We start from the raw sequence: 12,068 nt of genomic DNA, 5'->3' as shown, positions 1-12,068 counted from the left end.
TAGGACGTATTTTAGCTTTTGGGCGTACTTTATCTGGAGGGGGATTCATATAGTTTTGATTTCGTTTTTAATCTATTGACTGAAGCACTTTCCGAAACAGGGACGCCGCCACCCAGAGCTTCGATCAAACCCACCATTGCCACGAGTTGATCTGCTTCTAGGGCCTTTAATGCGAATTCTTGCTTCAGCACGGCATGGCGTTGCTTCAATACCTCGCGGCGATCGTCGAGACCACTGCGAAAGCGCACTTGAATGAGGCGCCAGTCGTCACTCACCGAAGTGAGCAGGCGACGGTGTGCCTCGAGCATGGCACGAGTCTCATGCCAAACACTCAAGCTGTCGGCAACCTCCCGCATGGCCTCCAGCAAGGTGTCGTTGTAGAGCTCCACTGCTGCATCGTATTCCGCTCGTTGCGCCTGCAGCTCCCCACGCAGCCGACCGCCTTCGAACCAAGGAAGCCGCAAGCCTGGCCCACCCCCGTAAGCGAGACTGGACCCTGAAAACAAAAGACCGGGCAGAGCCCCGTATCCGCTCGCTAGGGTCAGAGCCCTAAAGCCGACGAAACCAGTCAAGTCGATGGTGGGCAGAAAGCGGGTTTTAGCCACCTTGATCAACTTGGCGGCCGCCTCGGCTCGATATTTGGCTGCGGCGAGGTCCGGGCGACGCGCCAATAATCCAATCGGCAGCTCCTCGGGCAAGGGAATCCGCCGCGGGATAAGCGCCGTGTCGGCGAATAGATCATGCCCCCAATCAGGCCCGTGACCGATCAGCCTAACCAGTAAATATTTTTGGAAGTCCAACTGCTCCCGAGTACCGGCTTCACGCTTGTTTGCCGTCTCTAATTCCGCCGTGGCTCGCATGACCGAGGTAGCATCATCCAGGCCCAACCGAAACCGGATCTTGGCCAGCTTCAGTAAATCGCGCCGGAGAGCCACCATGGCATCGACCACCTCGAGCTGCTGGCGCAACGACACCCCGCGGAAGTAGGACCGCGCTACCGCGGTCGTCAATAGCAACCGCACATCTGCCCGCTCCGCATCCCGAGCCATTGCCCTCCCAAGAGCGGATTCCAGCATGGCGCGATTCTTTCCCCAGAAATCCAGCTCCCAACGAAAGCTCAACGGATTGACCAGGCCAAGAGCAATACTGATCCCGCCCACTTCAGGATTTAGGGCGGCAAACACGCCGTGCTCCGAAATGCGCTCTGCGGTCAGCTCGGCGTCTGCCTCCAGGAACGGCAACAGCCGCGCACCTTCGACCCGGACCAGAGCGTGCGCCGCGCGTAGCCGAGCGGACGCCACTTTGAGTCCAGGGTTATCCGCGAGCGCGATATCCATCAACCGATTGAGCTCAGGACTGCCGAATTTTTTCCACCAACGCTCATCCGGCCATTGCGGGATTGGACTTTCCGGCTCGTGATGAGCCGCGTGGGAGAGCGTATGCTCCATAGAAGGAGGCTCTAGGTATTGAGCCCGCTCCCCTCCAGACGGAATCCAGGCACAACCGACTCCAAGAAGCAGATACCCCACGCCGAATCCGCAAAGCCGCAGCCATCCCGAAGCAGGCTGAGAACTCATGGCACTTCCTCCATGAATGCTTCCGCCCGCATCTCCAACACCTCCTTTTTCTGGCTCGGATGCGAAGGCAATTGAGCAGGCGCAGCCAGCCAAATGAGTGCGGCCAGTCCCAAAAACAGATAGCTGGCAAGAAGAAAAGCGTCGCTCATGGCCAGAATGGCCGCATGCTGTTTGGTTAGTGCGAGGAGCTTGCCCCGCACCATCCCGGCATCGAGGCCTGCGCTTGCTAGCTTGGAGGAGAACTCTCCCAACACATCTAAGGATGCAAACTGCCTACCCCCAAAATGGTTCGCCAAATGAAGTTGGTGGAAGGGGACGCGCCGAAAGAGCACCACTTCCTGGTAAGTTATGCCGAACGCCCCTGCGGCGATGCGTAAAATACTGGCCAATTCCGCCGCACGCATCACCTGAGTGCCAGACAATCTGTGGAGGGTGAGTACAGTCAACGGGGTGAAAAATGAGCCCAGGAAAAGACCTTCGAGCAGCATGGGCCAGAAAATTTGATCGAATGAGCCAGGATCGTCGTACAGCCCTATCCAGTACAGAGTCAAAGCGAACCCGAGAAAATTGAGGCAGGCGAGCAGGCGCGCATCGGCCCGTTTGGAGAGCTCATGCATCACGGCCATGACCGGAGCTCCCAACAAAATTATCGGCAGGAGCGCCATACCGGCAAGAAAAGACGAATAACCCATCAATAATTGAAACTGAACGATGAGCAGGGTGAGGAGGCCCTGGATCGAAGCGAATCCGAGCACCAAACAGATTACACCGATCGTAAAATTTCGGTCGGCGAACAGCCGCAGATCTAGGATCGGATGGCGCTCAGCGAACTCCCAGATGATGAAGCAGGGCAATACAACGACAACAACGATCAGCACGCCACGGAGAAAGAGCGAATCAAGCCAATCAAAATCGTTACCCATATTCAGAAGAGTCTGGGTACCGCCTAAAATCAGCGCCAACAGGAGAAATCCGACGAAATCGAACCGGGTACGCTGATACTGAAACCCCCGACCATACAACAATGATCCCATGAAGCCCGCAACGATCAGGGAGAACACGACATCCAGATAAAAAAGCTCGCGCCACCCGAGTTCATCCGCGATCCAGCCCCCCACCGGAAAACCAATGGTAAACGGCGTAATGGTTAATAGCCCCCATGCCGCCAACCCCAATGATTTGAGTCGGTTTGGGTATTCGCTTAGCAGCATATCTTGACCAAGAAAAATCGTAAGACCACCCGAAAATCCTTGGAGAATTCTAGCACCCACAAACTCGAAATGAATCTGGCTGATGGCGCCAATATACGAAGCTACGGCATACACAGCAAAAGCAAAAATGAACACGCGGTAGTTGCCGAATCGGCCAGCTAGGATACGACCAACAGGAACGCCCAACGCCAAGGCAATCATGAAATACGTCTGGCCCCAAGTCAGGAAACTCGGCAATAGCCCTTCGATATCGCCAGCCACATGCGGCAACAGCACAACATAGGACGCCGTATTGAACATCACGACGATATGGCCAAGAGCCAGCGTGATGTTAAAAAGAACAAACTTCCAGCCGCGCAGAGGCTTGGGGAATGCCACGTGTGTAGTCCTTTTCCGCTTCACTGGCAGCGGCCTCTACTTGGCTTAGACGGATACAGGGAAAACTCACCGGAGTATGCTTTTACCTGTTGAGTTACCGTGGCAGCCAAACCGAAAGAAATTTTCAAGCCAGCGAGGAATGTTCCATCAACCAGCCAAATTGGCTGGAATAACCAAAATCTGGTTCTAAAATTACCGACCGATAAAGCTCTGATTAATTTTTAATTATCTTCTTGTTACTCCGACGAAAGCCTGGATACTGACCTCTACCAGAGCATCAAATAATGTTTACCCATCTAATATTCCCAACCCGATCAAGTTCCAGTGTTTTATTATCGAAACGCCGGATTACACACAGCCTCCATAGCGCGCACTCTAGCGGGCTAGCTAAAGCTATTCACAAAACGGCAGGAGCGCGCTTTGTACACCACGAGCAAGCGCAATGGCCTGCAAGTAAGCGAGCACAGATGCCACGAATAAAACCGTTCCTGACGATTTTGTCCGGCTCGTGCGAAGCGCGGTCTATCCTGAAGCTCGTCGAAGGGTCGGAATGACGAAACCCGAAGATCATTCAGGTCTCTCCTTACCAGCCTTTAGAGAAGTTTATAGGATACATGTTTACTTTGTAAAGTAAATTGTTTATAAAGCGCGCTTGTTAGGCCTCCTTTTGTATACTCTTGCTATGGACACGCCGCCTATCGCAGCGCTTGGCCCCAGACAGCGCCAGCTCCTCACCATCCTGCTAGAAGCAAAAACAGCTTTTACGGTCGATGAGCTCGCCGACCAGCTCACCATCACGCGCAGTGCCGTCCACCAACATTTGAGTGCTTTGGAGCAGGGTGGCTATGTGCAGAAGGAAGTGCAGTCGCCTAAAGGCGGTAGGCCCGGCTATGCCTGGCGGCTGACGGAGGTGGGCATCCACTTATTTCCGAAGCAATATGCCTTGTTCTCCAACGCGCTTATTCGCGTTATGAAAGAGCAACTAGGGAGCGCCGGCCTTACCGACACATTGCGGTCGCTCGGTGAATCGCTGGCCGAACAGTTCGCCTACCGCCTCGCAAATAAAAAGCCGGATGAAAAAATCGAGGAAGTTGCCAGGATCATGCGCGAGCTCGGATACCAATCACGAACGGAGGATGATCCAAATCACGAATTACCGATAATCGATGCACGCAACTGTGTGTACCACCATCTGGCACGCGAGCATGCCGAGGTGTGTCAGCTCGATCTGGCATTGCTGGAAAAACTCTTAAACGCAAAAATCGATCATGCTGAATGCATGTTGCGAGGCGGCAAAGCCTGTCGGTTCAGAGTTCGCTCGAATCCCTAACTATCGCTCGTGCGGCTCTCAGAGCTTGCGCGACTCGCGCAGATGAGCCGGGATCAGCGCCCGCTCGCCGAGCTCGAACAGCAGCTCCGTTGCGATGGCGAGCAGTGCCGCCGGAATGGCACCGTACAGCACGAGCTGGTAGTCGTTCAGCGCCAACCCCGTGACAATCGGCTCCCCCAACCCACCGGCGCCGATGAACGCAGCCAGCGTCGCCGTGCCGATGTTGATGATGGCCGCGGTCCGAATTCCGGTGAGCAGGTTGGGCATAGCAAGCGGCAGGATGACATGGCGCAGCTGTTCGGCTTTGGTAAGACCGATGCCGCTTGCCACGTTGACAAGCAGCGGGTCCACCGTGAGCAAGGCGGTGATGGCGGCGCGCACGATGGGCAGCAGCGAATAGAGGAACAGCGCGATCACTGCGGGCAGCACACCGATGCCAAACAGCGGGATCATTAGTGCAAGCAGCGCGATCGACGGGATGGTTTGCAGCAGCCCAGCCACGTAGAGCACGATTCGGGCGAGCCGGGGCGAGCGGTACACGGCGAGCGAGAGCGGCAGCCCAACCAGGCAGGCCAGCCCCAGGGCAATGCCCGTGAGCTGCAGGTGCTCGATGAGGTTGGTGCCGAGCCGACTCCAGCGGTGGGACTGTGTGGCACTCTCCCCGAAGACGATCCCGTGCTCGGCCAGGAACTCGGCGGCGACGGCAGAAAAACTGCGCTCCGTGCTGGAGACTTCGGCATTCAGTGCCCGCATCTGCCGTTCGTCGAGCAACCCCGCGAGGCGGCGCAGAGCAGCGACGGCCGGTGACGGTAGATCGGCGGCAACGAGGGGCACCGCCAGATAGCGGGGGAAATAGCCCTGATCGTCTTGCAGGAGCATGAAATCGAACCGCTCGATGTCACCGTCGGTGGAATAGGCATCGGTAACGTCGATGCTCCCCTCGCGAATCGCCTGGTAGGCGATGCCGTGTTCCAAGCCGAGCGGTGACTGGGGCAAGGCATAGCGGGAGCGCAACCCGGGCCAGCCGTCCTGGCGCTTACGAAATTCGTGTGACACCCCGATGATCAGCTCCGGGTGGGCGGCCAGATCGCCGATGCGGCGTATGCCCAGGCGCTGCGCCTTGGCGCGGCGCATGGTCAGAGCGTAAGTGTTGTTGAAACCGAGCGGAGGCAGCACGCGCAGACCCTGGCGCCTGACGAGACGATCCAGGGTGTCGATGTCAGAGTGCTCCACGCCCAAAATGGCATGCGCCAGCGTACCGGTGTATTCCGGGTAAACGTCGATCTCGCCTTCGACCAGAGCCTGGTACGTGACGATGGTCTGCCCGAGCCCGAGCTGGCGCTCGACCCGAAAGCCCGCGGCCTCCAGGGTCTGGGCAAAAATCTCGCCGAGCAGATGACCTTCGCGATCGGCCTTGGAGCCGACCGTAATCGTGCCCGCTTCACCGTGTGCAGGAGGTGCCGCCGCCGGAGAGCCGACGATCAACAAGAGACCCGTGAGCGCGAGCACCGCCAACCACCCTACCCGCTCACCGGCCGGCCTTCGGTTCATGCACCCGTCTCGAGCAGTCGGGCCACCCGCTCGTCGGCGGGGCGCGTGCGGATGCTTTGCGGCGTGCCCGTCTGCAGGATCTGGCCGGGAGCCATCACCACCAGATGATCCGCTAGGCGCATGGCTTCAGCCACATCGTGGGTGACCAGCACTACCGTGCGCGGCTCGGCATGCTGCAATGCTTGGAAGCGCGCATGCACCTCGGCGCGGGTGATCGGGTCAACCGCCGAGAATGCCTCGTCGAGCAGCAAAAGCGGCGGTTCCAGCATCATCGCTCGGCACAGCCCCACGCGCTGTGCCTGCCCGCCGGAGATTTCATGCGGATAACGCCCGAGCAACGCCGGCGCCAAATCCATCATTCGCAACAATTGCTCAATCCGCGCGCGCAGCCGTGGGCGGGGCCAGCCTTCCCGCTCGGCGAGGATGGCAATATTGTCGCGTACGGTGAGATGCGGAAACAGCCCGATTCGCTGCACCGCATAGCCGATGCGGCGTCGCAAGCGCGGTAGGTCACCGTAGTCCAGCGGCTGGCCGAACACCCGCACTTCACCGGCGTCCGGCCTGAGCAGCCCGTTGATCAGCTGCAGGAGCGTGGATTTGCCGCAGCCACTGGCTCCCACCACGGCGGTGATGCGCTGTGGCGGTAGCGCCAAGTCCAACCCCTGAAACAGGGGCTGTTCGGCAAAGCGCTTGTGCAGTTGGTGGAATTGGACCGCGCTGGGTACCGGCGTTGCATTCATGTCATAGAGTTATAGGGCGCTCCGCATACTGTAGGATAGCGCACGGCAACCAGGCTGCGAGACACTCTGCCAGTGTCGAGACGGCCTGCCAGGTCCCACGCGGACTTCGCACACCCCGTCCGTCGCGGTTCGCTGACATGAGCTCCCGTTTTCGACCGCTCACCGGCATGACCCGCGCCGCCCTCCTTGAGGCGCGTTGCGATATCCCCAAGCGCCTTCGACACCCTCAGCGCCGCGTCATACGATCCCCTTCAACAAGCGCCTCAACACACCGCCGGGCGGTTTAGCCCAACTGAAGTGGACCCTGAGCTGTGAAGTGAACACAGAACCGCCAAACCCAACCTCCTTGGCATTTCACAAGCACCTAGGGTTCATCATCACCCACGGTACATTATCTACACAGAACCGACGCGCATGATCTTCGGCGGCGTGGAAATCGCCTTTTAGGGTCCCCGATCACCAGGAATTGCCGGCATCAGAGGTCATCCGGATCAGCTCTTAACCCGTTACACAAAAGATTTGACACCGCCGACCGTTCTTGTTGAGACTGAATCCACTATCGGACGTCCTGCGTGTGCGGGGCCGAGTGCGCGATAGTGCGCCATTTGGAAAGGGGCAGCGAACACATGGCACCTATTGGTTCACTGCAACGCACCGGCCGTCTCGCAGGAGGCGTTCTCGAAGATCTGAAGCGCCGAGTCCTGCCTTGGTACGGCGATGACTTCCGTCAGGGGCTGCACCCGAAGGCCCTCGCCTCCGTGCTTTTTCTCTTTTTTGCCTGCCTCGCGAATGCGGTGGCCTTCGGGGGCCTTACTGAACTTCTCACCGACGGGGCCATCGGCACCATCGAGATGATCGTCGTCACCGCCGCCGGGGGTGTCATCTTCGCGCTCTTTTCGGGACAGCCCCTGACCATCCTCGGCGGGACCGGGCCGATCGTTATCTTCACCGGCCTTCTCTACGCCGCCTGCCAACGCTTTGGCCTCCCCTTCCTGACCACCTATGCGTGGACGGGGATTTGGTCGGGCGTCTTCCTCATCATTCTCGCGCTTACCGATGCCTCGGCCATGATGCGCCTGTTCACCCGCTTCACCGACGAGATCTTCGCCGCACTCATCGCGGTCATTTTTATCGTCGAGGCTGTCAAGGACGCCATCTTGCCCGTGTTCCGCCAAAACGGTAATTCCACCCTCGAACTCGCGAGCCTCGTCCTCGCACTCATGACCTACGCTTTGGCGCGCGGAATGAAGCGATTCACGAAAACACCCTATCTGAGGCGGACGATCCGCAATCTCGTCTCGGATTTTGGCCCGACGCTGGCCATCGTCATCGCAACGGCTTTCTCGTTCCTGTACGCCGACGTCCCTTTCGACCGGCCCGCGGTGCCCGACCAACTCACGACTACGACCGGCCGCCCCTGGCTCGTCGACCTGATGAGCATTCCCACCTGGGCGATCTTCGCAACCATCATCCCGGCGTTCATGGCAACGATCCTGTTGTTTCTCGATCAGAACATCACCTCGCGCCTGGTCAATGCCCCCAGTTACCAGTTGAAAAAAGGCGGCGGCTTCCACCTCGACTTGCTCGTGCTCGGCTTCATCGTCTTAGGCGCTTCCATTTTCGCGCTGCCGTGGATCGTCGCCGCCACGGTGCACGCGCTCAATCACGTCAAAAGTCTGTCCGAGGCGGAAATCGTCGAAGTCGACGGCCAACGGCGCGAGCGAATCGTGGGTGTGCGTGAGAACCGTCTCTCCGCCCTGACCATTCACATTCTCATCGGCGTATCGATTCTTCTGCTGCCGCTGATCAAGTTGATCCCCATGGCCGTGCTGTTCGGTCTCTTCCTCTACATGGGGTTCGTCACTCTGGCGGGGAATCAGTTCTTCGACCGCGTTACGCTCTGGTTCACCGATCGGAATCTCTACCCGAATACGCACTACGTACGCAACGTCCCGCGCAGGATCATTCATTACTTCACGGCCATTCAGGTGGCGTGCTTTGCGGCGCTCTGGATCCTGAAATCGAGCCCCATCGGCATCCTCTTCCCGGTGCTGATCGCCTTGCTCGCGCCGCTGCGCCTGTGGCTGGACCGTTTTTTCAAGCGCGAACATCTCCAAGCCCTTGACGCAGACGAGGACATGGACGAGGCGGAAATCGCCGTCCATTGAGCCGGCAAGTAGCCGGCTCTCGGACGAGACCGGAGCCTGAACCTGGCCAGCGCCGGTGACCATCGGGTCCGAATACCGCACGCTCAACTCAGCAGCGGCGCCCAGCGTTTGTAACGCTGCAGATAATGCCGGGTATAGCTGCACACCGGCCGCACCTTGAAGCCCTGCGCTTCGATGGCCTCGAGCGCCCGCTCCATCAGACGGGCGCCCAACCCCTGGCCACGGCGGTCGGCCGGCACCTCGGTGTGCACCAGCTCGAGCACCTGCTCATGTCGACGGTAAACGAGTTCACCCTCTCCGCCGTCGTGGAACTTCAACACGAAACGCTGGCCGGCCTCGTCGTGAACCAGGGTATCTTCGCGCACCTCGGGCGGCTTGCCCGTGCCTTCGAGAGCCGCATCCAAGGTCCGACGCGCCAGATCCAGGCGCCAGTGAAAGTCGTTGTAGATCACCCGCCCCTGCTGATCGATAACAAGCCACCATGGCGTACCGCCGGTACGGTAAGCGGTCATCGTGGCCGGACGCGGACGGGCGTCATCCTGACCAAACGGCAAGGCCAAGCCGTAACGTCGCTGCATCACGCGGCGCTGCGCTGCGCCATTGGCATCGTGGCCCTCGAACACGGTCTGGATGACGGCGAACTGCACACCGCGATCCGTGTATTCCGCCGTCAGCGCCTGCAGGGTGGGAAAACCGCTGCTATGGCAACCCGGACACCAGGCTTGGAAACAATAGATTACCCGCACGGCATCCGAATGATCGGCTAGCTGCCAGGGCGCGCGTGGCTGTCCCTGGCCGTCGATCCAATCGATGACAACCAGCTCCGGCGCGGCTTGACCAAGAATTCCATATGGCACGTTGGGCACCTCGTTCGTCCGTTGCCGGTGGGGATCTCCCGGCGGCGGTTCAAGATAGTTTCGCGGCCTAGTGTAGTGCCCCGCCCCATTTAGCGTTTATAGCGTGAGGCCAGGTGGCCAGATGCAAGGCGTGGTTGCGCTGACACCGGCCTGGGGCTCTATAAGTGCCAAATAAGGCGGGGCACTACACTAGCGGCACACTCGCAGACAAAATAGGCGTTGCGTTCCGCACTCGGCGGCCTCCCGTGCAACCATCACCCCACGTGGGCCGCCGCTGCGCTGCCGAGCTCAAGCGGCGCCGGCGCGGCGCGGCAGTTTCCAGTCCGGTCGCACGTAGTGGCAAGTGTAGCCGTAGGGATGGCGCTGCAGATAGTCTTGGTGCTCGGGTTCGGCCTCCCAGAACGGCCCCGCGGGCGCCACCTCGGTCACCACCTTACCCGGCCACAGGCCGGAGGCGCCCACCGCCGCGATCGTCTCCTCGGCGATCCGGCGCTGGGCATCATCGAGATAGAAAATGGCGGAACGGTAGCTCATGCCACGGTCGTTGCCCTGGCGGTTCGGCGTGGTCGGATCGTGGATCTGGAAGAAGAACTCCAGCAGCTTACGGTAGCTGGTCCGCGACGGGTCGAACACGATCTCGATCGCTTCGGCGTGGGTGCCATGGTTGCGGTAGGTCGCATTCTCCACATCGCCGCCGCTGTAGCCCACGCGGGTGGACAGGACTCCGGGTTGGCGACGCAGGAGTTCCTGCATGCCCCAGAAGCAGCCGCCGGCGAGGATCGCCTTTTCGGTGGAATCAGCCATCAGTCGCCTCCTCCGTTATCGAACAGGTGGAGATAGGCGCCGTATCCAGCGCTGCCCAACTCGTCGCGGTGAATGAAACGCAACGAGGCGGAATTGATGCAATAACGTATGCCGCCGCACTCGCGCGGACCATCGGGGAAAACGTGTCCGAGATGGCTGTCGCCGTGTCTGGAACGCACTTCGATACGGATCATACCGTGGCTGCTATCCCGGTTCTCGACGACGTTGTCCACCTCCACCGGCCGGGTGAAACTCGGCCAACCGGTGCCACTGTCGAACTTGTCCACGGACGCGAACAACGGTTCGCCGGAGACCACATCGACATACAGGCCCGGCTCCTTGTTGTCCCAGAAGGCGTTCGTGAACGGAGGCTCGGTTCCGTCCTGCTGAGTGACACGGTACTGCTCCGGCGTCAGGCTCGACAGGGCTTCGGGGCTCTTGCGGTACTCGGCTTTCATGATCTTTCTCCTTGCGGTTGGGCGGATAGCGGTGCCGGCGGCATCAACTGAAGATAACCCGATCAAAGCAACCCAGAACCCCTTCGCCCTTGATCTGACGCAGCTATTGTCAATCTCCGGGAAGTGTGCCGGCCCTGGACAGTACTCAATATGCGTCTCTGAGCCGATGTTGACTCAAAACGTTAGGCTCCATGGCCGGCTGCCATAGGTGGAGTACTCAAAGGGCCAGCAGGCGCAATTTCCGGGGCCCACCATCATAATGGGCATTGCAAGTGATGCTAGGTGGTAAAAGCTGCCAGATTGATACTGACGTAATAACATCGTTGTTACATGCTAAAGGGTATACGCGAAGTCCTTATACATCCTGGTGAATGGCATGAGAACGGTAATTCGGAAAATGGGTAACTCGCGAGGCATCATCATCCCTAAACCGCTGTTAGCGCAGCTCGGCTTCGAGGATGAGGTCGAAATGGTGGTCGAAGATGACGCCCTTGTGCTCCGCAAGCCAGCAAAGAGGTCCCGCGAGGGCTGGGCCGAAGCCAGTCAAAAACTGGCTGACGAGGGGGATGATAGCTTGGTTTGGCCCGAGTTCGCCAATGAAGACGATGAGCATCTGGTGTGGTAATCCGCGGCGAGATCTGGTTGGCCAGACTCGATTCGACGGTGGGCAGCGAGATACAGAAGGCGCGCCCGTGCGTCGTGGTTTCGCCTGCTGAGATGCACGATTATCTGCGAACAGTGATTATTTGCACCGATGACGACTGCGGTGACAAACATACCTGTCAAGTCCCGCGTGATCCGGCGCGGTGTCCCGCAACTGATGGACGGCTGCCCCAAGGCACCCAACCGTCCCATCGCCAATGCGATGCGCCAACTCGACCGTTCCATCGATCAGCTCATCGCCAAGGCTAAACTCGCGGCGTGAAAACTTGACTCATTTGTAAAAACCATGGTCGCTCAAGGATATCTAGGGCCTGTTGACGATCACCCGCGG

The 12,068-nt window shown here is 59.2% G+C and carries 11 protein-coding genes and 1 pseudogene; 5 read left to right on the top strand and 7 right to left on the bottom strand.

Annotation, left to right across the window (positions count from 1 at the left end):
- Positions 1 to 29: 29 nt before the first annotated feature.
- Both NB231_RS12860 and NB231_RS12855 read right to left on the bottom strand, forming a co-directional pair.
- Positions 30 to 1,577: an efflux transporter outer membrane subunit gene (locus tag NB231_RS12860; protein ID WP_084766333.1), complete on the bottom strand. Its 1,548-nt coding sequence runs from the start codon at positions 1,575 to 1,577 to the stop codon at positions 30 to 32.
- Entirely contained in the window at positions 1,574 to 3,166 is a 1,593-nt protein-coding gene (locus tag NB231_RS12855; RefSeq protein WP_040662389.1) for an MFS transporter, read from the bottom strand. Before NB231_RS12855 ends, NB231_RS12860 begins: the two co-directional genes overlap by 4 nt.
- A gap of 682 nt (positions 3,167 to 3,848) precedes the next feature.
- Between NB231_RS12855 and NB231_RS12850 the strand changes: the two genes are divergently transcribed.
- Entirely contained in the window at positions 3,849 to 4,496 is a 648-nt protein-coding gene (locus tag NB231_RS12850; protein ID WP_005003541.1) for a helix-turn-helix transcriptional regulator, read from the top strand.
- A gap of 18 nt (positions 4,497 to 4,514) precedes the next feature.
- Here NB231_RS12850 and NB231_RS19740 read toward each other — a convergent pair whose 3' ends face one another.
- Together NB231_RS19740 and NB231_RS12840 are read right to left on the bottom strand one after the other, a co-directional pair.
- On the bottom strand, positions 4,515 to 6,047 hold the full coding sequence (locus tag NB231_RS19740) for a glycine betaine ABC transporter substrate-binding protein (protein WP_005003538.1): 1,533 nt from the start codon (positions 6,045 to 6,047) through the stop codon (positions 4,515 to 4,517).
- Positions 6,044 to 6,787 carry an ATP-binding cassette domain-containing protein gene (locus tag NB231_RS12840; protein WP_005003536.1) on the bottom strand — a complete coding sequence of 248 codons (744 nt, stop codon included), beginning with the start codon at positions 6,785 to 6,787 and terminating at the stop codon, positions 6,044 to 6,046. The genes NB231_RS19740 and NB231_RS12840 overlap by 4 nt, the downstream gene beginning before the upstream one ends.
- Before the next feature lie 626 nt (positions 6,788 to 7,413).
- Between NB231_RS12840 and NB231_RS12835 the strand changes: the two genes are divergently transcribed.
- Positions 7,414 to 8,955, top strand: coding sequence for a sodium bicarbonate transporter family protein (locus NB231_RS12835; protein ID WP_005003534.1), 1,542 nt, complete (start codon positions 7,414 to 7,416; stop codon positions 8,953 to 8,955).
- An 83-nt stretch (positions 8,956 to 9,038) separates the two neighbouring features.
- Here the strand turns inward: NB231_RS12835 and NB231_RS19195 are convergent, their stop codons facing one another.
- The 3 genes from NB231_RS19195 to msrB form a co-directional block, all read right to left on the bottom strand.
- Positions 9,039 to 9,821: an N-acetyltransferase gene (locus tag NB231_RS19195; protein WP_005003533.1), complete on the bottom strand. Its 783-nt coding sequence runs from the start codon at positions 9,819 to 9,821 to the stop codon at positions 9,039 to 9,041.
- 279 nt (positions 9,822 to 10,100) lie between these two features.
- Complete coding sequence (gene msrA / locus NB231_RS12825; RefSeq protein WP_005003532.1) at positions 10,101 to 10,616, bottom strand: peptide-methionine (S)-S-oxide reductase MsrA; 516 nt, start codon at positions 10,614 to 10,616, stop codon at positions 10,101 to 10,103.
- A complete protein-coding gene (gene msrB / locus NB231_RS12820) occupies positions 10,616 to 11,074 on the bottom strand; it encodes a peptide-methionine (R)-S-oxide reductase MsrB (protein WP_005003531.1) in 459 nt (152 codons plus the stop codon). Before msrB ends, msrA begins: the two co-directional genes overlap by 1 nt.
- 397 nt (positions 11,075 to 11,471) lie before the next feature.
- Here msrB and NB231_RS12815 point away from each other — a divergent pair, with 397 nt between their 5' ends.
- The 3 genes and pseudogenes from NB231_RS12815 (at position 11,472) to NB231_RS19190 (ending at position 11,999) form a co-directional block, all read left to right on the top strand.
- Positions 11,472 to 11,699, top strand: a complete 228-nt coding sequence (locus NB231_RS12815; protein WP_005003530.1) for an AbrB/MazE/SpoVT family DNA-binding domain-containing protein — start codon at positions 11,472 to 11,474, stop codon at positions 11,697 to 11,699.
- Positions 11,693 to 11,767, top strand: a pseudogene (locus NB231_RS20360) (type II toxin-antitoxin system PemK/MazF family toxin); the annotation flags it as partial. The gene NB231_RS12815 and the pseudogene NB231_RS20360, both read left to right, overlap by 7 nt.
- Positions 11,768 to 11,840: 73 nt before the next feature.
- Positions 11,841 to 11,999 (top strand): hypothetical protein, encoded by a 159-nt coding sequence (locus NB231_RS19190; protein WP_198007391.1) that lies wholly within the window; start codon positions 11,841 to 11,843, stop codon positions 11,997 to 11,999.
- Positions 12,000 to 12,068: the final 69 nt, after the last annotated feature.

This window comes from Nitrococcus mobilis Nb-231 (genome assembly GCF_000153205.1).
Lineage (GTDB): Bacteria > Pseudomonadota > Gammaproteobacteria > Nitrococcales > Nitrococcaceae > Nitrococcus > Nitrococcus mobilis.
This window is presented reverse-complemented; position numbering and strand designations above follow the sequence as displayed.